The organism is Parabacteroides sp. AF19-14 (assembly GCF_003635485.1).
GTDB classification, from domain to species: domain Bacteria; phylum Bacteroidota; class Bacteroidia; order Bacteroidales; family Tannerellaceae; genus Parabacteroides; species Parabacteroides distasonis.
The window spans coordinates 219,906-241,687 of record NZ_QTMJ01000005.1 but is presented as its reverse complement, the minus strand read 5'-3'; the positions used below and the strand labels follow the sequence as shown (position 1 = coordinate 241,687).

The window sequence follows — 21,782 nt, the reverse complement described above, 5'->3', positions numbered from 1 at the left end:
TGAGCGGCAAAATTACTGATTGTTTCGGGATTAGCAAAACTTTCAGCGATTATTTTTATAAAAGATGCCTTTCTCCGTAATTATAGCCGTGATTAGCTCGTGGGGAGTAATGTCGAAGGCGGGGTTGTAGACTTTTACGTCTTTCGGGGCCATACGCCTTGAATACCACATCTCGGTGACCTCATCGGGGTTACGTTCCTCTATTACAATGGAATCGCCGTCCGGGCACGAGCTATCGATGGTGGATGTCGGGCCTAATACATAGAAGGGGATCTTGTAATGCCGGGCCAAGATAGCCACTCCGGACGTGCCGATCTTATTCGCCACGTCGCCATTGGCGGCTACACGGTCGCAACCTACGATCACGGCTTGCACCCAGCCTTTCCGCATGACGATAGAGGCCATATTATCGCAAATCAGCGTCACGTCCACGCCGGCCCTGCTTAGCTCATAGGCCGTGAGCCGGGCGCCTTGCAACAAAGGACGGGTCTCGTCAGCGAAGACCTTGAAACCATAGCCTCTCTCCTGCCCCAGATAAATCGGCGCCAAGGCGGTGCCATACTCCGAGACCGCCAGATGTCCGGCGTTGCAATGCGTAAGGATTCCCATCCCGGGACGGAGTAGCTCCAGACAGTTCTCGCCGATCTGCCGGCAAGCGGCGGCGTCTTCCTCCCGGATCGCGATCGCTTCCTTATATAATAGCTCTTTCCATTCCGGGACAGACAAGGTTGGATGAGCGACCAATACCCGCTCCATCCGGTTCAGCGCCGCCACCAGATTCACCGCCGTCGGACGGGAACCGGCCAGATACTCCTTGATCTTCCGAAACTCATTCACGAAAACGGATTTCTCCGCCGTATCGATCCGACGGGCGCAGACATAGATACCATAAGCGGCCGCTACCCCGATAGCAGGTGCTCCACGTACCTTTAATTTATAGATAGCGTCCCATATCTCCTCGGCAGTGGTAAGGGTCAGATACGCTTCCTTACCCGGCAGCAGAGTTTGGTCCAAAATGATCACACCATCCGCTTGCTCGTTGAAACGCACGGTCTTTAAATCAGATAGAGTTTGTATCATTCGATATGAATATATTAATAGTTCACGGGACCCAGCGTAGCTTCTATCGCCACCCCTGCGGCGGTAACCGCTATCGCTCCTACGACAAGGCCTGCCGTAGCTCCATGAGTCTCTTTCACGTAAAAGAAATCGCCGGATTGCTGCTGTCCCTCATCGAAATACTGGGGAGCCACGTCGCCGACCTTGATCAATTTCGCCAGATAGAAGTTCCGCTCAAAAGAGGAATGCTTCAAGGGCTTCCCATTGGTCCCTCCGGCGAACAACGTCAGGTAGCTACGGAATCTCAGCGGAGAATCTTCCTCCGTAAAATCCTTCACTCGGATATTTACGGTGGTGTTTGCTTTCGTTGTCATTTGCTCCTTTACATACTCTTCCTTCGGGATCTCGTTAAACGGGAAGTTGGCTAATTGCAAAGGCGTATTGACTAATTTGGAATGCGGCGGGATAAACTCAACGCCCTTCGGCAAACTCACATCACCGGAGAAGGAACCTTCCGAGTAGCTCCACCCGCTGCTGCTCCTATCGCTCCAATGAAAGGAGCTACCGGATGCCACGCTAGAGCTCTCGCCTCTCACCGAGGCCACTTTCGGATCGTAGGTGGTAGCCACGTCATCGATAATCAGCGCCGACCGCCCCCAATCCACATACAAGGGTTCATCCAATTTATTATAAATGGTAATAGTAACCGGGGCGTTCTCTCCCCAGAAACGATAAGAGATACGTACCGTATCGTTTTCCTGCACAAAATCACCTCTCTCATTCTTCTCCCCGACGGGGTCATTCGAGTTCAACATCGAATAATAATAAGAAGAACATGCGCTCAAACCGAGAAGCAGAGCCGCAAAGACAAAAAGATAAAGCAGATTCCTCATGGCACTTCTTATTTGTTTCTACAAAGTTAGCAAATTATTCCTTGATATCTATTGGGTGCCTTATCTTTAACTTGATTTAAAGGGATCGGTTCACAAGGTTGTGGACCACAAGGCTGTGAGCCCATACACGTTTATCATAACCTTTAGCTCTTTTATCCGGAATCCTTACCCTTTTCTCTTTTATATATTGTACCTTTGAAGCTGAAGTATTCATCATCTACCATCCGTTGGACAATCATCCAACAGATGGTAGATGATCGTCCAACAGTTGGTGCATGATCATGCAACAGCTGTTGAAAGATGAATTCTTCTTGAAGAAACCGCTAAGCTCGCCTATAGAAACGAGTAAGCGATCTAGAAGAATCGGACAAAAGATCTATAACCATTTAAACACAGCACAGATGTCAGCAAATTACAAGTTAGTCAGAAATCCCAACCCGAATCCAGAGGAATCCGGGAAGTCATTACCCCTACATCCTCGTTTGGTCTCTTGCGGGACGATACATACGGGTGAGTTCATCAATAGAGCGAAGTCCCGGTCTTCTTTCTCTCCCGCGGATATGAAAGGGATCTTGCAGCTTTTCCAAGACATGATGGTGGACTTCCTCATGTACGGTTATAACGTGGAGCTAGAGGGGATCGGTACTTTCAGCGTCTCACTGAAAAGCCGGCCCGTCATGGAAAAGAATGAGATCCGGGCGGAATCCATCCATTTCAAGGACGTGAAGTTCAGATCGTCCAAGGAACTAAGAGACCGACTGAAGACCATGCCGGTGTTTCGTGACGAGTACACGGTTAGCGATCCCGCGTATCCCTCCGCCAAGGAATGCGAGCAAGAGGTATTCCGTTATCTGGAGACGAACCCTTTTATCCACCAGAAGAAGTATATGTCGCTCTGCGGATGCTCCAGAAGTAAGGCTTCCCTCGACTTGCGGCGGCTGGTAGAGGAAGGGAAACTGCGGTGGGAAAAGCTAGGCACTTCCCATCTATATTATAAGGTAGAAGAGCCGGTTTCCGGCGAGACAAATCCAAAATAATTCATTAACTTTGCGAGTATTAATGTTGACTAAAATAAAATGCGATGAAAACAAACATTCCTGAACGTATCGCCGCCCTACGGGAGGCTATGAGACAACAGAAGGTTGACGCTTATATCATACCCAGTTCCGACCCGCACCTAAGCGAGTATCCGGCCGATCGCTGGAAATCGAGAGAATGGATATCCGGCTTCACCGGCTCGGCGGGAACGATCGTGGTCACCGCGGACAAGGCGGGCTTATGGACCGATTCCCGGTATTTCCTGCAAGCGGCCAGCCAACTGGAAGGTTCCGGTATCGAACTCTATAAGTTGGCGCTTCCGGAGACACCGTCTATCACGGAATTCCTCTTGCATGAATTGCACGCCGGACAGGCCGTAGGGCTGGACGGGCAAACCTATAGCGCCGCCGAAGCGAGTGCCTTGGCAAATAAACTAAGCCGTAAAGAAATCAAGCTGGATACCTCGGCCGACCTGATCGAGGGTATCTGGAAGGACCGTCCCGCCGTTCCCGGAAACCCGATATTCGAGATGCCGGAAGCATTAAGCGGAGCCTCCGTGCACGAGAAACTAGACCTAATCAATAACCAGCTGCGGAGCGAGGGCGCCGACTGCTTGATCCTCGCCTCCTTAGACGAGATCGCATGGACATTCAATATCCGGGGTACGGACGTGACCTATAACCCGGTCGTAGTCAGCTACGCCTTCGTATCGGAGGATGAGAGCGTGCTTTTCATCAAGCCGGAGAAGCTGACCGCCGAGATCACCGAGCATTTGAAGAAAGAAGGGGTTACGCTGGCCGAATACTCCATGATCCAGAGGTATCTATCCCGCCTACCGGAAAACAGCCGGGTATTCGTGGATATGAACAAGACGAACGTCTCCTTATACGACGCGATCCCGGGAAGCTGTACGATCGTGGAAGGGATCTCCCCCGCCAACCACTTGAAGAGCATCAAGAACGAGACCGAGATCAAGGGCTTCCAAAACGCCGTGGTAAAAGATGGTGTCGCCTTGACAAAATTCTATATCTGGCTGGAGAAACAAATGGCGGAAGGAGCCCAAGTTACAGAGATCAGCGCCGCCGAGAAGCTGACCGCCTTACGTGCGGAACAACCGCAATACATCATGGATAGCTTCGGCACGATCTGCGGCTACGCCGAGCATGGAGCGATCGTTCATTACTCCGCTACGCCGGAGACGGACGCGACCTTGAAACCGGAAGGATTGCTTTTGATCGATTCCGGCGCACAATATCTGGACGGTACGACGGATATCACCCGCACGATCGCCCTTGGAGAGCCGACGGAGCAGATGAAAAAGGATTTCACCCGTGTGTTGAAAGGTACGATCAGCTTGGCGAAAAGCAAGTTTCCCGCCGGAACACGAGGTTCCCAGATCGATATCCTTGCCCGTAAAGCGCTATGGGATTCCGGAATCAATTACTTGCACGGAACCGGTCACGGTATCGGCCATTGCCTAAACGTACACGAAGGCCCCCAAAGCATCCGCATGGAGGAGAACCCGGTGACCTTGAAGCCCGGAATGGTGATCAGCGACGAGCCGGCCATGTATCGTACCGGCGAATACGGTATCCGTACGGAGAACATGATCTTGGTACGTGAGGACAGCGAGACGGAATTCGGGAAATTCCTAGGATTCGATACGCTGACGCTTTGTTTCATCGACACGAGCTTGATTATCATCCCCATGCTCTCTGTCCGTGAGCACGCTTGGCTGAACAAGTACCACCAAATGGTCTACGACAAGATCAGCCCGTTCTTGAACGAGGAGGAGAAAGCTTGGCTGAAAGAGAAAACAACAGAAATTTAAACAACTAAAAATGGCATTAATTAAATCCGTTCGTGGCTTTACCCCGAAGATCGGTAAAGACACTTTTTTAGCAGACAACGCCACGATTATAGGTGACGTAGAGATCGGTGAAGGTTGCAGTATCTGGTTTGGCACCGTGCTTCGCGGCGACGTGAACTCGATTCGCATCGGCAACGGCGTAAACGTACAGGATGGTTCCGTCCTTCACACCTTATATGAGAAATCGACGATCGAGATCGGCGATGATGTATCCATCGGCCATAACGTAACGATCCACGGGGCGAAGATTTGCAATGGCGCCTTGATCGGAATGGGCTCCGTGGTATTGGATCACGCCGTAGTAGGCGAGGGAGCGATCATCGCCGCAGGTTCCGTAGTATTAAGCAAGACGATCGTCGAGCCGGGCAGTATCTACGCCGGAGTTCCCGCTAAGTTCGTCAAGAAGGTTGATCCCGAGCAAGCGAAGGAGATCAACCAAAAGATAGCCAAGAACTATCATATGTATTCTTCTTGGTATAAAGAATAATAGCATGTATTTGATTATTTGAATTATAAACCATATATTTGTATCTATGAAAAAAGGGACAATAATATGGAGTTAGTAATCTTTCTTGGAGTTGTCGGGATTATTTGCCTAATAGGCTTAATTTACACGTATACCCCTTCAGGCAAAAAGTGGTTACATGAAAAATAATTCAAATAAAGGAATTCAAAACAATAAACACTATTTGTCTCGAAGCGTGAGATGGATAGTGTTTATTTTTATAGTAGGAATCGGAGGGTATCTAGCGTTACCCTCCAATTATTATTTGCGCAGAGCGCTTACTCATTTATTACCCAAGATCGATCAATATCCGATTTTCGAGAACCGGGTCGTACAGGCAGGTTCGCCCCGCCCTTGGGAACTATCGGAAGCTTACAATACGAAAAGTATTCCAGAGCGTTATCTTCCCCGGTTTGAGGAACTGGGTACGGTTGCCTATGTAATCATCCAAGACAATCGACTGCTATTCGAGCAATATTGGGAAGATTATTCCCCGGAATCGCATAGCAATTCCTTCTCGATGGCGAAAAGCATCGTCTCGTTAGCGATCGGCTGTGCTATCGACGATGGATTTATCCGCAATGTCGATCAACCGGTAAGCGACTTTTTCCCGGAATTCAAGGGATACGACGGAAAAGCCCTAACGCTTCGCCATTTGCTGACCATGAGCGCCGGCGTGGATTTCGACGAGGCTTACAGCTCTCCTTTCTCTCCTACCACCCAGTTGTATTATGGCGATGACCTACAGGAAATCGCCTTCGGGATGAAAGAGATCGACGAGCCCGGCGTAAACTTTATCTACCAAAGCGGCGTGACACAACTGCTGGGCTTTATCGTGGAGAAGGCTACCGGGGAGAAACTCAGCGATTATGTATCCCGCAAACTATGGACTCCGATGCACGCCGAGGAAAGCGCCCTTTGGAGCCTCGACCGGAAGGACGGCATGGAAAAAGCCTATTGCTGTTTCAACAGTAACGCCCGTGATTTCGCCCGCTTCGGACAATTATTACTCAACAACGGTCAATGGGATGGCCAGCAATTGATCTCTCCCGCTTATCTGGCGGAAGCGACAAGCCCCGATACCCGTCTTGTCTATAAGGATCTCGGCAAACCCAACCATTGTTACGGATTCCAATACTGGATTCTCGATTACAAAGGGATGAAGATCCCTTATATGAGAGGAATCTTGGGGCAATACGTCTTCACGCTCCCGGAAAAGAACGCCGTGATCGTAAGACTCGGGCACAAACGCAGCGATACTTATACCGCCGACCAACATTATCCGGACGATATAAATACATGGTTGGACGCGGCGATGGACTTACTTCAATAAGAATCTATTTATCAAACGATCTAAAAATAAACGCACATGAGAAAAACGATTTTAACGACAGCGCCATTGGCGGCACTCTTATTGCTTTCTTGCGCACAGAAACCCAGTACGCAAAAACCGGACATCACGTATATGCCGCAACCACCGTTCAATCCGCCGACGTATGTTTGCTACAAGGCCCCCGCTCCTATCAAGATCGACGGAAAGCTTTCTCCCGGGGAATGGGACGCAATACCTTGGACCAGCGACTTCGTGGATATCGAAGGAGACAAACGCCCGGCCCCTCACTTCCAGACCCGGGCCAAGATGACTTACGATGATAACGGAATGTACTTCGCCGTCCTTATGGAGGAGCCGCACGTATGGGCGACCATCACGGAACACGACGCCGTGATCTTCCATGACAACGACTTCGAGATCTTCCTGAATCCTACGAACGACACCCATAATTATCTAGAGTACGAGGTGAACGCCTTGGGTACGGAATGGGACTTGTTCTTAACCCGCCCCTACCGGGATAATCCGCAAGTATTGAATAACTGGGAGTTCGCCGGAATGAAATCCGCTGTTTATGTGGACGGTACGCTGAATAACCCGAAAGACACGGATAAATCATGGAGCGTAGAGGTGTTCATTCCTTGGACTTCCGTATTCCAAATGGACAGAGGAAAAGAAAAGCCGGAAATCGGCGAGCAGATCCGTGTGAACTTCTCCCGTGTGGAATGGACAACGGACGTGAAAGACGGTAAATACGTGAAAGTCCCTATCCAAGGAGAGGATAAGATTCGCGAGTACAACTGGGTATGGGCTCCTACCGGGGTAATCAATATCCATATGCCCGAATACTGGGGTTATGTTCAAATATCGGATAAGATTGCGGGAGAAGGTGAGACTCCTTTCGTAAAACATCCTTCGGAGGAGACGAAATGGATCTTGCGTAATTTATATTACCGTCAGAATGAGTTCGCCGCGACCTTCGGGCATTATGCCAATAACATCAACGACTTGAAGGCAAACGAGCTATGCCCGCAAGAGATCGCCAATCAACTGGAAATACATACGACACCTTCTATGTACGAGATATCGCTACCCACATCGGACGGTACGGTATGGAATATCCGGCAAGACGGTCTGGTATGGCCTAAAAAGAAATAACATAATTTATTAATCAACTTACATATCATGAAACAAAACAATTTATGGATAGCGGCCTTGGCTTTAGGCATCACGCTATCGGCTCACGGACAACAAAGCGGTGGAGGCATCTCACCCACGATGTTGCAGCAAATCAAACAGTCTTATCAAGGAACGCCGACCGATAAGGCGATCCGTAACGCGATCACCAATAACGATATCAACAAGCTTGCCGTTAATGGGGAGAGCAAGAACAATTTGGATACTTACTTCTCCAATAAGGTAGAGAGCAAAGGGATCTCCAACCAACGTTCCTCGGGCCGTTGCTGGCTTTTCACGGGATTGAACGTATTCCGTGCGCAGGCGATCCATAAATACGACATGGGTGAATTCCAATTCTCCCAGAATTATTCTTTCTTCTGGGATCAATTGGAGAAAGCGAACCTTTTCTTACAGGGCATCATCGATACTCGTCTGAAACCGATGGACGACAAGATGGTGGAATGGTTATTCAAGAACCCGATCGGAGACGGAGGGCAGTTCACGGGTGTCTCCGATATCTTGACCAAGTATGGCGTGGTTCCCGCCGAGGTCATGGTAGAGACCAACAGTAGCAACAGTACCGGACGCATGAGCAACCTGATCGGATTAAAGCTGAAAGAATACGGCTTGCAACTTCGCGACCTGTCTACGACCAAAGGCACGACCGTAGCGGATCTGGAGAAAAAGAAAACAGAGATGCTAGGTACGATTTACCGTATGCTCGTATTGAACTTGGGAGAGCCGCCTACGAAATTCACGTGGACTCGCAAAGACGCTAAAGGGAATCCGGTAGAGACGAAGGAATATACGCCTCAGTCCTTCTTCCAAGAATATATCGGGGACGATTTGAAAAACAACTATGTCATGTTGATGAACGATCCGAGCCGCGATTATTATAAGCTGTATGAGATCGATTACGACCGCCACGCTTACGATGGCAAGAACTGGACGTACGTAAACCTTCCGATCGAGGATATCAAACAAATGGCTATCGCTTCCATCAAGGACAGCACCATGATGTATTTCTCTTGCGACGTGGGCAAGTTCTTCGATCGTGACAGAGGTATTCTGGATGTAAACTTCTACGATTACGGTTCACTGATGGGTACGACTTTCGGCATGGATAAGAAACAACGTATCCAAACATTCGCCAGCGGTTCCTCACACGCCATGACCTTGATGGCTGTTGACCTCGACGCAAATGGAAAGCCGAAGAAATGGATGGTTGAGAATAGTTGGGGCCCCGGAGCGAACGCCGGCCACCTCATCATGACAGACCAATGGTTTAATGAGTATATGTTCCGTCTGGTAGTCAACAAGAAGTACATCACGGATCAAGTAAAAGAGATCTTGAAACAAACACCGACTCGCCTTCCCGCTTGGGACCCGATGTTCGCTGAAGAGGATTAAAATAAAATACGGATGAGATAGACAACGCGAATCGTTCAATTACCAATCCGTACATCTATCTCATCCGTATTCCATTGCTATATCAAAAGAGTCTGGGCATACAATCACTCGAATAGCAAACCCGGCTTTATCTATTAACGGATATGGATTTGCCGCAAGATTTGATCCGTCGCTCCTACACTGTTTTTCACAAAATCACCGGCAGCTTGCCCGGAGGTTTCCAAGGCTGTCGGGTCGGTCAATAACTCGTCCATCTTCGTTCGGAAAGAGGAATCGTCTGTGATGGAGAAACCACCACCTACGGCGATCAGATCCTTCGCCTCCTTAAACTTATGGTATCTCGGGCCGAATAAGACCGGCATCCCATAAACGGCGGCTTCCAACGTGTTGTGGATACCCGCTCCGAAACCACCACCGATATAAGCGATCTGTCCATAGCGATAAATGGAAGATAAGAGTCCGAAACTGTCGATGATCAAGCAATCCTTATCGGCCAGATCATCCTCATGCGCCTCCGATAGACGGACGGACGGACGTTTTAGCATCGCCTCGATAGAAAGGAGATGTTCCCGGTGAATCTCATGCGGGGCGATAATCAACTTCATCTCCGGATGCTCATGGAAATAAGGGATAAAGATCGCCTCGTCTTGAGGCCATGAACTGCCGGCCACCATCACGATCGGCCTCTTACCCTCCTTGCTTTCCAAGAAACGTTTGATAAACGGAAGCTCACGAGCTTGCTTACGGACATCCAACACCCGATCAAAACGGGTATCGCCGGTCACCGTCACATTCGTGATACCGAACTCGTTCAAGAGTTTCATCGAACGCTCGTCCTGAACAAAAAGATGATTAAAATAAGATAGCATCTTCCGGTACGGCTTTCCGAACCATTGGAAAAATAGCTGGTCGGGGCGGAATATAGCGGAAATGATATAAACCGGTATTCCCCGCTTCCGCAACTCACGCAAATAGTTCCCCCAAAACTCGTACTTGATAAATATGGCGATCGCCGGGTTCGCCAAATTCAGGAACTTCTTCACCCGGAAAGGCGTATCGAAAGGAAGGTAGCAGATCACGTCCGCTCCCTTGTAATTCTTCCGTACCTCATAGCCAGAGGGAGAAAAGAAAGTCAGCAACACCTTATACTCCGGATGTTCCGCCTTGATCTTCTCGATCATAGGGCGCCCTTGCTCGAACTCGCCCAGCGAGGAGGCATGGAACCAGATGTATTTAGCGTTCCGGTCGATCTTCTCACGAAGTATGGAATTTGTTTTCCATTGCCCGAATCGCATCAGTCTCGCCTTTTTATGGAAAGGCGAGATCAAAGCGACTACAAAAGCGTAGAGATGTATTGCTAAACTGTACATGATTATTTTAATATCTCGATAGCCCGTTGGATACGGCGGATAGACTCCTCTTTACCCAAAGCCTCGGTGATATCAAAGATACCGGGGCCCTTACCCTCGCCAACCAAGGCCAGACGGGCGGCGTTCATGATATTCCCCAAATGATATCCCTTGCTCTCGATCCAAGCCTTGCACTCGTTCTCGGTACCTTCTACGTCGAACGGCTCACGGGCACGCAGTTGTTCGATAAACTCACCCAATTGAACAGCGGAATCCTCTTTCCAGCGTTTCTTGCGGGTTTTCTCATCGTACTCCGTCGGGGCGATAAAGAAGAAAGAGCAAAGATCCCATAACTCACTCACGAAATTGACACGGCCTTTCATCATACCGACTACTTTCTCTACATAAGCATGGGTAGTCTGGATACCATGGCTTTCCACGATCGGCAAGAATAGGTCTGCGATCTCCACATTACTCTTCTCCAGCAAATAGTGGTGGTTAAACCATCTGCCTTTCTCATAATCGAACTTAGCACCGCTCTTGCTGCAACGAGACAGGTCGAACAAACGGATCAAATCATCCATGCTCATCACCTCTTGATCATTACCCGGATTCCAGCCCAGCAAAGCGAGGAAGTTTACGACAGCCTCGGGGAAGTAGCCACTCTCACGATAGCCCGATGAGACATCACCCGTCTTCGGATCGTGCCATTCCAAGGGGAATACAGGGAAGCCCAGACGATCGCCGTCACGCTTGCTCAACTTACCATTACCTTCCGGTTTCAACAGCAACGACAGGTGGGCGAAACTAGGCATCGTATCTTCCCAACCGAAGAAACGATATAATAATACGTGAAGCGGCGCGCTCGGCAACCACTCCTCACCACGGATCACATGGGTAACCTCCATTAAATGGTCGTCAACGATATTCGCCAAGTGGTAAGTAGGCAATTGGTCAGCCGATTTATATAATACTTTATCATCCAAGATAGAGGAGTTGATAACGACCTCGCCACGGATCAAGTCATTCACATGGATATCCTCATTCGGCTCGATCTTAGCACGAACCACATACTGATGACCGGACTCGATTAGGTTCTGAACCTCTTCAGGGGAAAGTGTCAACGAGTTGCGCATTAGCGAACGGGTAGAGGCGTCGTATTGGAAATTGGCGATCTCCTTCCGTTTCTCCTCCAACTCGGCAGGCGTATCGAACGCTATATAAGCATGGCCATCGTTCAGCAATTGATCGACATACTTCTTGTAGATCTCACGACGCTCGCTCTGGCGATACGGGCCGTAGTTGCCGCCGAAGCTCACGCCCTCGTCGAACTTGATACCTAGCCAAGTCAAGGCCTCGATGATATAGTCTTCCGCCCCGGGAACGAAGCGTTGGGAATCCGTATCCTCGATACGGAGAATCATATCACCGCCATTCTGTTTAGCGAATAAATAGTTGTATAAAGCCGTGCGGACACCTCCGATATGCAGCGCCCCCGTAGGACTAGGCGCAAAGCGTACTCTTACTTTTCTTTGAGTCATAATACTTACATTCTATAATAATGCGGCAAAAGTACGCCTTTTTTTCCGCTTAGTGAAGTTTTTTACGTATATTTCGGACGCTAAAAGGAATCTATATGAAACAAAAGAATTACAATATACCGACCGTGGTCTACTTCGTGGTGACCGCGTTACTTATCGCCTACTTCTTCCCCCGGGAGGGAAAATTCCGTTATCAGTTCTATGAAGGCAAGCCTTGGAGGTACGGATTGCTCACCGCCCCGAGCGATTTCCCGATCTACAAGACCGACGACGAGGTAAAAGCGGAGAAAGACAGCGTACTCCGTAAGTTCGAGCCTTATTACCGCATGAACCCCGGCATCCAGAAGGAAGAGGTCGAGAAACTGCGCACCAACTACAATAACGACAATAGCCTGCGAAGCAAAGTATCCCCCGCTTACATGCAGTACATCGAGAGCAGTCTAATTAACTTATACAAGAACGGTATCATCTCATCGCAGGATCTGGACGAGCTACGGAAAGAGGAATACTCACGTGTCAACCTCTTGGAGAACGCCGTCGCACAGCCCCGCTACGTGAGCGACTTCTTCACCGTGCGCACCGCCTACGAGTTCATTATCAACAACTGCCCGTCACGGCTGGACAAATCCATCCTGCAATCGTGTGACATCAATAACTACCTCACCGAGAACATATCCTATGCCGCTGACATGTCCGACAAGATCAAGGAGGATATGCTACAGGGCGTATCGATCGCCAACGGCATGGTACAAGCCGGAGAACGTATCGTAGACCGGGGCGAGATCATCGACAACCATACCTACAACGTGCTCCGTTCCCTAAAGGCCATACACGAGGCCAAGACCGGGGGCACGCAGACGCAAGGCATCATATTGGCCGGACAATTCGTGCTCGTCTTCGGGCTAATGTTCTGTTTCTGGCTCTACCTATGGTCTTTCCGCTTGAAGATATTCCACAACCGGAAGAACGTACTATTCTTGATCCTCTGCATATTCGTGAGTTGCATCCTTACGGAACTATGTGTTACCTACGCATTATTCAACGTATATATATTGCCGTTCGCCATCGTACCGATCGTAGTACGTACCTTCTTCGATTCCCGGACGGCGCTTTTCACGCACCTTATCATCGTGCTGATCTGCTCGTTGATGGTACCTTTCCCGCATGAGTTCCTGTTGCTACAAACCATAGCGGGCATGGTCGTGACGTTCAGCCTGAGAAACCTGAGCGAACGTTCGCAACTGATCCGGTGCGCATTCTTCATCTTCCTCTCGTACGCCATCTGCTACATGAGCCTCACGTTGTTCCAAGAGGCGAACCTGAATAAGATCAACTGGATGATGATGCTCTATTTCGGCATCAACTTCATCCTCGTCATGTTCACCTACGTATTGGTATATATGCTGGAGAAGACGTTCGGCTACGTATCGGACATCACCTTGGTGGAACTGTCCAACATCAACAACCCGATCTTGAAAAAGCTTAGCGAGACTTGCCCGGGCACGTTCCAGCACTCCTTGCAGGTATCCATCCTCGCTTCCGAGGCGGCCGCCAAGATCGGCGCCAACGCCCAACTGGTACGTACCGGCGCCCTTTATCACGACATCGGGAAGATGAGCAACCCCGTCTTCTTCACCGAGAACCAATCGAGCGTGAACCCGCATAACCAGTTATCGTTCGACCAAAGCGCGCAGATCATCATCAGCCACGTCACCGAGGGCGTGAAGATCGCCGAGAAGGCCCTGTTACCCAAGGCGGTTATCAGCTTCATCCGTACGCACCACGGGCGTGGCAAGGCGAAGTATTTTTACAACTCTTTCAAGAACCAATACCCGGACAAGCCGATTAACGACGAGCTATTCACCTACCCCGGCCCGAATCCCTTCTCGAAGGAGACCGCCGTACTGATGATGGCCGATTCCGTGGAAGCCGCCTCCCGCAGCTTGAAGGAACATACCGAAGAGAGTATCAGCGCCTTGGTGAACAAGATCATCGACGGGCAGATCGCCGACGGCTTGCTAAAGAGCGCTCCGCTGACCTTCAAGGACGTGGAGACCATAAAGAGCGTATTCGTAGACAAACTGAAAACCATGTTCCATACCCGAATCAGCTATCCGGACTTGAAAAAACAATAATTATCAAGCAGATAGGCATACAGCCATCGGCACAGAACCATAATGCCTATTGTAAGGTTCTTATAATCGCAGTTATAAGCATCTTACAATGGGCATTCTAGCAACCTTACGATGGGCATCGTAATAATCGGCAATATTCCAACAACCCGGCGCAAGCGTCTTCCAATAGATCCAAGACCAGCTCGAAGCCCTCGGCACCGCTATAATAAGGATCCGGGACGTGATCGTACAACTTATTCCGGGAGAACTCGGTCATCCGATGTATCTTAGCGACGGATTCCAGATCGGGAGCCATCCGTTTCAAATCCGTTATATTTTGGTCGTCCATGCCGATAATCAAATCGAAGTCATGGAAGTCCCACTGACGTACCGGACGGGAGATCGAATCCAACGAATATCCCCTGCGAGCCGCATGCGCCCGCATCCTTGAATCTGCCCGGTCTCCCTCATGATAGCCGGTGATCCCGGCGGAATCGATCTCGATCCGAGCTTCCAGCCCCGCATCCTTCACCAACTTCTTCATTACCGCCTCCGCCGAAGGGGAACGGCATATATTTCCCAAACACACAAACAACAACCGTATCTTTTCCTCCTTCATCCCTAAGCTCCTTTCCTTTAATTTTCAATTTTCAATTCTCAATTCTCCATTTTCAATTCTCAAGCCGGGTCCACATCATAATGAACCAACAACTGCTTAAATAGCGCATATCCCTGCATCTCCGCATGAATCCCCTCCAATATCTCACGAAGCGGAGCGATCCCGGCGGATATCTCGATCTTCAAGACGATCTTCTTGATATGAAGCGTCTGTACCCGAGTGATAGGCGGCGTAACCGGCCCCAACACCCGCTCACCCAAACGAGCACGAAGTTTCTCGGCGTATAAAGCAGACATTTCCTGCAAAGCCTCCTCATTCCGACTTCGAAGGATCAAGACGATCAAACGGTAGTAAGGCGGGTAACGGAACATACTACGCTCGCTCAATTGCAAGCTCACCATTTCCTTATAAGCAAAATGCTGCACCATACGGATCAAAGGATGCTCCGGCTGAGTAGTCTGCAAGATCACCGTACCCCGCTTATCCCGTCGTCCGGCACGTCCGCTAACCTGTACCATCAATTGATAAGCCCGCTCGTGCGCCCGGAAGTCAGGGAAATTCATCAGGCTATCGGCACTCAGGATTCCGACCACGCTGACATTCCCGAAATCCAATCCCTTCGACAACATCTGGGTACCAATCAAGATTTGTGTCTTCCCCTTCTCGAAATCCGAGATGATCCGCTCGTAAGCCGTGCGGGTACGGGCCGTATCGAAATCCAGCCGCTCCACCTTCGCCGCTGGGAATTGCCCAGCGATCTCCTCCTCTACCTTCTCCGTACCGAAGCCTTGCATCTTGAACTCCGTCCCCTTACACTCGGGACATACCTGCGGCAAGCGGTAGGTATAACCGCAATAATGGCAAACCAGCTGATTATGCGCCTTGTGGTAGGTAAGGCTAACGTCGCAATTCACGCAACGAGGCACCCACCCGCACCCTCGGCACTCGATCATCGGGGCGAATCCCCGGCGGTTCTGGAATAGGATCGCCTGCTCGCCCCGGGATAGGGCCTCCCGCACCTTCTCCACCAACAGAGGGGAGAAAAGGGTATCTTTCATGATCTTCTTGCGCTTTAGCTCCTTCACGTCCACCGTAATAATCTCCGGCATCAAGCAATCACCGTAGCGGGTAGATAACTCAACCAGACCGTATTTCCCCGCCGTAGCGTTGAAATAAGAATCGATGGAGGGAGTGGCGGAACCCAATAAGGTCTTACCGCCGTGCATACCCGCCAAGACGATGGCAGCGTTACGGGCATGGTAACGGGGTGCCGGGTCCTGCTGCTTATACGTATTCTCATGCTCCTCGTCCACGATAATCAAGCCCAAGTCCTTAAACGGAAGGAAGAGGGACGAACGGACCCCCAATACCAGCATAGGCTCGTCGTTATGCAATAGCTTATTCCAAACTTCCACCCGCTCGTTATCCGAGAACTTAGAGTGGTAGACCAATAGCTTATCCCCGAATAATTTCGCCAGCCGTTCCGTGATCTGGGTCGTGATAGCGATCTCCGGCAACATATATAAAACCTGCCGCCCCAGCCGCAAGACCTCATGGATCAAACGGACGTATATCTCGGTCTTACCACTGGAAGTCACGCCATGAAGCAAGCAGACCTCCTTCGTCTTGAAAGCCTCATGGATCTCTCCATAGGCTTTCTCTTGCGCCGGACTGAGCGGATTCGGCTCTTGCAAGCGGCAGACAGATACTTGCAAACGACCCACCTCTTTCTCGTAACTCTCCAAGATACCCCGTTTCAGCAGCCCCTCCAATACCGCAGAGGTATAACCACTGCGTTCCAATAGCTCTTTCTTGGAAAGCTCCTTCGATAAAGCGGGATTCAAGGTATGGCTTAAATCCAAGAAGCTGACCAGCAGAAGCTCTTGCTTCTTCGCTCGTTTCAAATCCTCGAACACCGCCTGTAATTTCGTCTCATCCCGGTAAGCCTCGGCCAAACGGATAAACGCCTGTGTCTTGGGAACGAATCCTCGCTTTAGCTCCTCGCTCACCTCGACCGCCCCTTTCACCATCAAGGAAGAGACGATCGGGACAACATTTCGAAGACCGGTCTTCTTCTCCAACTCCGAGATCGTCAATTTCAAAACCCCGCTAAAAGCATCCAGTACCGCTTGCTCGTTCGGGCGCAAGGGGGCGGTGGCCTCGAAATCCTCATTATAAGTAACCGCCGTCTCGCTTTCCAACTTTAAGCCGGAAGGCAAGGCCGCCTTATACACGTCGCCCAGCTTACATATATAATAAGAAGATATCCATTTCCAGAAACGGAGTTGCGGACGGCGGAGCACCGGCGTGGCATCCAGCAAAGCGTAGATCTCCTTCGTCTCAAAATCGGATACCGGTTCCCGGTCGTGTACCTCCATGACGATAGCCGTATAATATCGTTTCTTCCCGAAATGCACGATCACCCGGCAACCGGGAGTCACGGCTCTCTCCAGATCTTCGGGTATCCGATAGGTATAGCTATTCTCCAAAGGAAGGGGAAGTATGACGTCCGCGTATTTCATTCAAACAGGTGTTTCATTACGAGCCCAAAAATAACAAAAAAGGCCGGACTTCTAAAGCCCAGCCTCTCTCATTTTATTTTCACCTATTTAGAACAAGATCGCTGCCGTGATAGACCATCCACGGTTCTTTCCGGCACCGTCGGAGAGGTTCACCTTCTCAATGCTATAGTTATCAGTCAGTCCCAGACCATAATTGAAACCCACCTGCAAGTGACTGATCAGTTCCACGCCGGCACCGAAGTTAAGACCTGCGCTGAAATTCTTCGCCTTCACCTGATCCGCTACGGAACCCGGGATATCCCAAAATTTATCACCGCCTACACGGAAACCGATATACGGACCGGCTGCCAAATACGTCTTGACGATCGGTAAACCGAATTTCCATTTCAAGTTGACCGGAACATCGATATAATCCGTCTTCATCGAAGTCTTAACCCCGCCAGCCGAGGTCGTCTCCAAACCTTTTTGCGAATACAACACCGCCGCATCGATCCCGACACCCACCAACGGTAAGGTCGTCTCGATCATCGGACCCACTTGGAAGCCGGTTACGTTATCCGCTTTCAACACGTCCGAGTTGAAATGAACAGACGATATATTCACACCTCCCTTGATACCGAATTTAAGCTGAGCGTTCGCCGGAAGCGCCATCAACGCTAGCAAGGCAACCATAACAAGTCCCACAATTTTCTTCATATTCATACTTCTTTTGTTAATTACTCGTTGCAAATAAACGCACTTTTCTAATAATAAACAAATATTCTCTATAGAGTGTTCACGGAATACCCCAGTCCTTTAAACGCAAAGAAAGCATGCATCTTACACACGGAGCTCATCCCGTCGGTCAGATTCATGCTTCTTTCCCTAATTATTATGGCAAAATAATTATCCGAAACCATGAGACGACTTGATAAGAAAACCTTGGATAAAGAATAGTAAAAACCGGATACGGTTCTTGCGTTCTCTTCCGGCCTTTCCTCGAAGCCGTCGAAAATATACACGCCTTGCAGGTCTTCTGACTTACTTCCGGTCTTAAGCGCCTTCCCATTCACTTGAATGAACAGTGGCAACAGTATTGCTCAACCCGTTTATGAAGCTTACAGCAGCGGGACTGTCCGGGATTCTCACCCGATTCCCTTTTAATCCCTATCCGGCGATTGCCGAAAGGGAACAAAGCATGTAGCAAAGATACATAAAGTTTTGATGTAGCCTAACACTTTCCACAAAAAATATCCTTATATTCCCGGTTCCTGATATAGCATAAAGCCGCCCCGATAGCCGTGCGATATTCGGCATACTCCGGTATCTTGAAATGGACATCGCACATCTCCTCCAGACGGGGGAAAATATCCGGGCATTGTGGCAAGCGAGTCAGGTTACCGATCAATACGATATTCTTGATATCGCCATTTAACGAGGCGAAAACAGCTCCTTGTCCGATGGTCTGCAAGACCATATGAACGATACCGAGAGCGATATCCTCAACCTTAGCGTTCGCGTCCGCTTTTCCGAAAATAGAGGCTGTCACGTCCAGCGGCAGGCCGGGTAGCGGATGCGGCGTAATATCCCGGATATGCAAGTCGATATCATTCAAGGAACCGTGCTCGGCCAAAGACGCTATTTGGTGAAAGTCATGCGTTTTCAATAATAGCTTAGACAAGCCGAGGATTGTTCCGCCACCGATACCCAATCCCCCGATATGCTCGATCGTGGAGCCTTGTACCTTGACAAAGGAGGTACCCGTTCCCATGCTGACCACCAATAGACTGTCCAGTCCCGTATTATATTGCGCCCCTAGCCCATTCGCAAGGAACTCATCCGTCTTCGCGGTTGGTAAGCCATATAAAGGTTGATCGATATAGGCGCTACCTACACCCGTCAAGATCACTTTCTCTATATTCGAGAGCGAGATGTTATTATCATAAATATACTTACCGAAGGCTCCGAATAAAGAGGTTACCGGATCGGTAGCTTTCACGAACATCGGGTTCTTGATCTTCTTATCCTCCACGCCGACGATCTTGGTCGTGCTACCTCCCACATCTATACCTATAACGATTCCCATGATTCTTTCCCTTTTTAATTGAATAATCGCTACAAAAGTACATAAACCCGCATACAATACTAAAAAAGGCCGGACAAAATCAATTGTCCAGCCTCTCTTTATTTAAAAACCGTAAGGTCTAAACTCTATTTATTCGCCTAACAAGATCTCAAGGATCTGGCAAGCTGCCTTCGATACGGAAGTACCCGGGCCAAAGATAGCGGCAACGCCAGCCTTATACAAGAAATCATAGTCTTGAGCCGGGATTACACCTCCAGCAATAACGATGATGTCCTCACGACCTAGTTTCTTCAACTCCTCGATAACCTGCGGAACCAACGTCTTATGACCAGCGGCCAAAGAAGAAACGCCCATTACGTGAACGTCGTTCTCCACAGCTTGACGGGCAGCCTCGGCCGGAGTCTGGAACAACGGTCCCATATCTACGTCGAAACCACAGTCCGCATAACCAGTAGCGACAACCTTAGCGCCACGGTCGTGTCCGTCCTGACCCATCTTAGCGATCATGATACGAGGCTGACGGCCTTCTTTCTTAGCGAATTGCTCGCAAAGCTCGCAAGCTTTCTGGAAGTCTGCGTCTTTCTTAGTTTCTGATGAATACACGCCTGAAATAGTTCTAATGATTGCTTTATAACGACCTACAACCACCTCGCAAGCATCGGAGATCTCTCCCAATGACGCACGCAAGCCGGCAGCCTTAACAGCCAACTCTAATAAGTTGCCCTTCTTCGTCTTCACGCACTCCGTGATATCAGCCAAAGCTTTTTGAACAGCGGCTTCGTCACGGTTAGCACGCAACTCCTTCAAAGCGGCGATCTGCTCGTTACGTACGGCTGTATTATCGATCTCTAGGATATCGATCGGATCTTCCTTCGGCAAACGATATTTGTTAACACCAACGATGGTCTGAACACCAGAGTCGATACGAGCCTGTGTACGAGCGGCAGCTTCCTCGATACGCATCTTAGGAAGACCTGTCTCGATGGCTTTCGCCATACCACCCATGCTCTCGATCTCTTGGATCAATGCCCAACCTTTATGTACCAACTCATTCGTCAAAGACTCTACATAGTAAGAACCAGCCCACGGGTCGATCTCCTTACAGATCTTAGTCTCTTCCTGAATGTAAATCTGTGTATTACGAGCGATACGAGCAGAGAAGTCGGTCGGCAAAGCGATCGCCTCATCCAATGCGTTCGTATGCAAAGATTGTGTATGTCCTAATGTAGCGGCCATAGCCTCAATACAAGTACGTCCTACGTTATTGAACGGATCTTGCTCGGTCAATGACCAACCGGAAGTCTGGCTATGTGTACGCAATGCCAATGATTTCGGGTTCTTAGCGCCGAAGCTCTTCACGATCTTCGCCCACAACATACGAGCCGCACGCATCTTGGCGATCTCCATGAAGTGATTTACACCGATAGCCCAGAAGAATGACAAACGGGGAGCGAACGCATCCACATCGATACCGGCGTTGATACCGGCACGAAGATATTCCATACCGTCGCACAACGTATAAGCCATCTCGATATCAGCCGTAGCACCAGCCTCCTGCATATGATAACCGGAGATAGAGATAGAGTTGAACTTCGGCATCTTCTGAGAGGTGTACTCGAAGATATCAGCGATAATCTTCATGGAGAACTCAGGCGGATAGATATAGGTATTACGTACCATGAACTCTTTCAAGATATCGTTCTGGATCGTACCGGCCATTTCCTCCAACTTAGCACCTTGCTCCAAACCTGCGTTGATATAGAATGCCAATACCGGAAGCACACCTCCATTCATGGTCATGGAAACAGACATCTTGTTCAAAGGAATACCATCGAACAACACTTTCATGTTCTCCAAGGAACAGATAGATACACCCGCTTTACCTACATCACCAACCACACGTTCGTTGTCGGCATCGTAACCACGGTGAGTCGGAAGGTCGAACGCAACGGACAAACCTTTCTGACCGGAAGCCAAGTTACGGCGATAGAAAGCGTTAGACTCCTCAGCGGTAGAGAAACCTGCGTACTGACGGATTGTCCAAGGACGCATAGCGTACATACCGCTGTACGGGCCACGTAGATAAGGAGGCAAACCGGAAGCATAGTTCAAGTGCTCCATACCCTCCAAGTCTTCTTTTGTATATACAGGTTTCACCTCGATATGCTCGGGTGTTTTCCAATTGGGCTCGATGCCATTGGCTTTTGCCCATTCGGCAGCGTTTGTAGCTGCGAATCCGGCATTCTTTATATCTATGTTTTTAAAATTTGGTCTCATAATTGTTTATA

16 protein-coding genes and 1 riboswitch are annotated in these 21,782 nt (G+C 49.5%); of the genes, 7 read left to right on the top strand and 9 right to left on the bottom strand.

Features of this window, described 5'->3' with window-relative positions:
* Positions 1-42 precede the first annotated feature (42 nt).
* Positions 43-1,080 (bottom strand): S-methyl-5-thioribose-1-phosphate isomerase, encoded by a 1,038-nt coding sequence (mtnA, locus tag DWX33_RS07455; RefSeq protein WP_122114761.1) that lies wholly within the window; start codon positions 1,078-1,080, stop codon positions 43-45.
* 14 nt (positions 1,081-1,094) lie between these two features.
* On the bottom strand, positions 1,095-1,952 hold the full coding sequence (locus DWX33_RS07450; protein ID WP_008773678.1) for a hypothetical protein: 858 nt from the start codon (positions 1,950-1,952) through the stop codon (positions 1,095-1,097).
* 401 nt (positions 1,953-2,353) lie between these two features.
* On the opposite strand from DWX33_RS07450, the gene DWX33_RS07445 reads away from it, so the two are divergent.
* The 6 genes from DWX33_RS07445 (at position 2,354) to DWX33_RS07420 (ending at position 9,284) form a co-directional block, all read left to right on the top strand.
* Entirely contained in the window at positions 2,354-2,989 is a 636-nt protein-coding gene (locus DWX33_RS07445; RefSeq protein WP_048927694.1) for an HU family DNA-binding protein, read from the top strand.
* 44 nt (positions 2,990-3,033) lie between these two features.
* Entirely contained in the window at positions 3,034-4,821 is a 1,788-nt protein-coding gene (locus DWX33_RS07440) for an aminopeptidase P family protein (RefSeq protein WP_122380126.1), read from the top strand.
* A 10-nt stretch (positions 4,822-4,831) separates the two neighbouring features.
* On the top strand, positions 4,832-5,347 hold the full coding sequence (locus DWX33_RS07435; RefSeq protein ID WP_005854163.1) for a gamma carbonic anhydrase family protein: 516 nt from the start codon (positions 4,832-4,834) through the stop codon (positions 5,345-5,347).
* Positions 5,348-5,504: 157 nt separating this feature from the next.
* Entirely contained in the window at positions 5,505-6,698 is a 1,194-nt protein-coding gene (locus DWX33_RS07430) for a serine hydrolase (protein ID WP_087342498.1), read from the top strand.
* Positions 6,699-6,734: 36 nt separating this feature from the next.
* Positions 6,735-7,853 carry a carbohydrate-binding family 9-like protein gene (locus DWX33_RS07425; protein WP_057326322.1) on the top strand — a complete coding sequence of 373 codons (1,119 nt, stop codon included), beginning with the start codon at positions 6,735-6,737 and terminating at the stop codon, positions 7,851-7,853.
* A gap of 27 nt (positions 7,854-7,880) precedes the next feature.
* Positions 7,881-9,284: a C1 family peptidase gene (locus DWX33_RS07420; RefSeq protein WP_057317395.1), complete on the top strand. Its 1,404-nt coding sequence runs from the start codon at positions 7,881-7,883 to the stop codon at positions 9,282-9,284.
* 134 nt (positions 9,285-9,418) lie between these two features.
* Here DWX33_RS07420 and DWX33_RS07415 read toward each other — a convergent pair whose 3' ends face one another.
* Positions 9,419-10,654, bottom strand: coding sequence for a 3-deoxy-D-manno-octulosonic acid transferase (locus DWX33_RS07415; protein ID WP_008778706.1), 1,236 nt, complete (start codon positions 10,652-10,654; stop codon positions 9,419-9,421).
* Positions 10,655-10,656: 2 nt separating this feature from the next.
* Complete coding sequence (gltX, locus tag DWX33_RS07410; RefSeq protein WP_036618606.1) at positions 10,657-12,174, bottom strand: glutamate--tRNA ligase; 1,518 nt, start codon at positions 12,172-12,174, stop codon at positions 10,657-10,659.
* Between the two features lie 95 nt (positions 12,175-12,269).
* Here gltX and DWX33_RS07405 point away from each other — a divergent pair, with 95 nt between their 5' ends.
* Positions 12,270-14,309: an HD family phosphohydrolase gene (locus DWX33_RS07405; RefSeq protein WP_036651232.1), complete on the top strand. Its 2,040-nt coding sequence runs from the start codon at positions 12,270-12,272 to the stop codon at positions 14,307-14,309.
* A 106-nt stretch (positions 14,310-14,415) separates the two neighbouring features.
* Here the strand turns inward: DWX33_RS07405 and DWX33_RS07400 are convergent, their stop codons facing one another.
* From DWX33_RS07400 to scpA, 5 genes are all read right to left on the bottom strand, one after another.
* Positions 14,416-14,907 (bottom strand): low molecular weight protein-tyrosine-phosphatase, encoded by a 492-nt coding sequence (locus DWX33_RS07400; protein ID WP_005867226.1) that lies wholly within the window; start codon positions 14,905-14,907, stop codon positions 14,416-14,418.
* 59 nt (positions 14,908-14,966) lie between these two features.
* Complete coding sequence (priA, locus tag DWX33_RS07395; protein WP_005867224.1) at positions 14,967-17,429, bottom strand: primosomal protein N'; 2,463 nt, start codon at positions 17,427-17,429, stop codon at positions 14,967-14,969.
* Positions 17,430-17,516: 87 nt separating this feature from the next.
* On the bottom strand, positions 17,517-18,125 hold the full coding sequence (locus tag DWX33_RS07390; protein WP_122380155.1) for a porin family protein: 609 nt from the start codon (positions 18,123-18,125) through the stop codon (positions 17,517-17,519).
* Between the two features lie 291 nt (positions 18,126-18,416).
* A riboswitch (cobalamin riboswitch) is annotated at positions 18,417-18,620 on the bottom strand.
* A gap of 19 nt (positions 18,621-18,639) precedes the next feature.
* Complete coding sequence (gene coaW / locus DWX33_RS07385; protein WP_008773692.1) at positions 18,640-19,494, bottom strand: type II pantothenate kinase; 855 nt, start codon at positions 19,492-19,494, stop codon at positions 18,640-18,642.
* Between the two features lie 129 nt (positions 19,495-19,623).
* Complete coding sequence (gene scpA / locus DWX33_RS07380; RefSeq protein ID WP_005854126.1) at positions 19,624-21,771, bottom strand: methylmalonyl-CoA mutase; 2,148 nt, start codon at positions 21,769-21,771, stop codon at positions 19,624-19,626.
* Positions 21,772-21,782: the final 11 nt, after the last annotated feature.

What these genes read in the sequence shown, in the direction of transcription:
- DWX33_RS07400 (WP_005867226.1), bottom strand. Translation starts at nt 14,907, where the DNA reads ATGAAGGAGGAAAAGATACGGTTGTTGTTTGTGTGTTTGGGAAATATA.
- DWX33_RS07405 (WP_036651232.1), top strand. Translation starts at nt 12,270, where the DNA reads ATGAAACAAAAGAATTACAATATACCGACCGTGGTCTACTTCGTGGTG.
- DWX33_RS07445 (WP_048927694.1), top strand. Translation starts at nt 2,354, where the DNA reads ATGTCAGCAAATTACAAGTTAGTCAGAAATCCCAACCCGAATCCAGAG.
- mtnA (WP_122114761.1), bottom strand. Translation starts at nt 1,080, where the DNA reads ATGATACAAACTCTATCTGATTTAAAGACCGTGCGTTTCAACGAGCAA.
- DWX33_RS07415 (WP_008778706.1), bottom strand. Translation starts at nt 10,654, where the DNA reads ATGTACAGTTTAGCAATACATCTCTACGCTTTTGTAGTCGCTTTGATC.
- DWX33_RS07450 (WP_008773678.1), bottom strand. Translation starts at nt 1,952, where the DNA reads ATGAGGAATCTGCTTTATCTTTTTGTCTTTGCGGCTCTGCTTCTCGGT.
- DWX33_RS07420 (WP_057317395.1), top strand. Translation starts at nt 7,881, where the DNA reads ATGAAACAAAACAATTTATGGATAGCGGCCTTGGCTTTAGGCATCACG.
- scpA (WP_005854126.1), bottom strand. Translation starts at nt 21,771, where the DNA reads ATGAGACCAAATTTTAAAAACATAGATATAAAGAATGCCGGATTCGCA.
- DWX33_RS07425 (WP_057326322.1), top strand. Translation starts at nt 6,735, where the DNA reads ATGAGAAAAACGATTTTAACGACAGCGCCATTGGCGGCACTCTTATTG.
- coaW (WP_008773692.1), bottom strand. Translation starts at nt 19,494, where the DNA reads ATGGGAATCGTTATAGGTATAGATGTGGGAGGTAGCACGACCAAGATC.
- DWX33_RS07435 (WP_005854163.1), top strand. Translation starts at nt 4,832, where the DNA reads ATGGCATTAATTAAATCCGTTCGTGGCTTTACCCCGAAGATCGGTAAA.
- DWX33_RS07440 (WP_122380126.1), top strand. Translation starts at nt 3,034, where the DNA reads ATGAAAACAAACATTCCTGAACGTATCGCCGCCCTACGGGAGGCTATG.
- gltX (WP_036618606.1), bottom strand. Translation starts at nt 12,174, where the DNA reads ATGACTCAAAGAAAAGTAAGAGTACGCTTTGCGCCTAGTCCTACGGGG.
- DWX33_RS07430 (WP_087342498.1), top strand. Translation starts at nt 5,505, where the DNA reads ATGAAAAATAATTCAAATAAAGGAATTCAAAACAATAAACACTATTTG.
- priA (WP_005867224.1), bottom strand. Translation starts at nt 17,429, where the DNA reads ATGAAATACGCGGACGTCATACTTCCCCTTCCTTTGGAGAATAGCTAT.
- DWX33_RS07390 (WP_122380155.1), bottom strand. Translation starts at nt 18,125, where the DNA reads ATGAAGAAAATTGTGGGACTTGTTATGGTTGCCTTGCTAGCGTTGATG.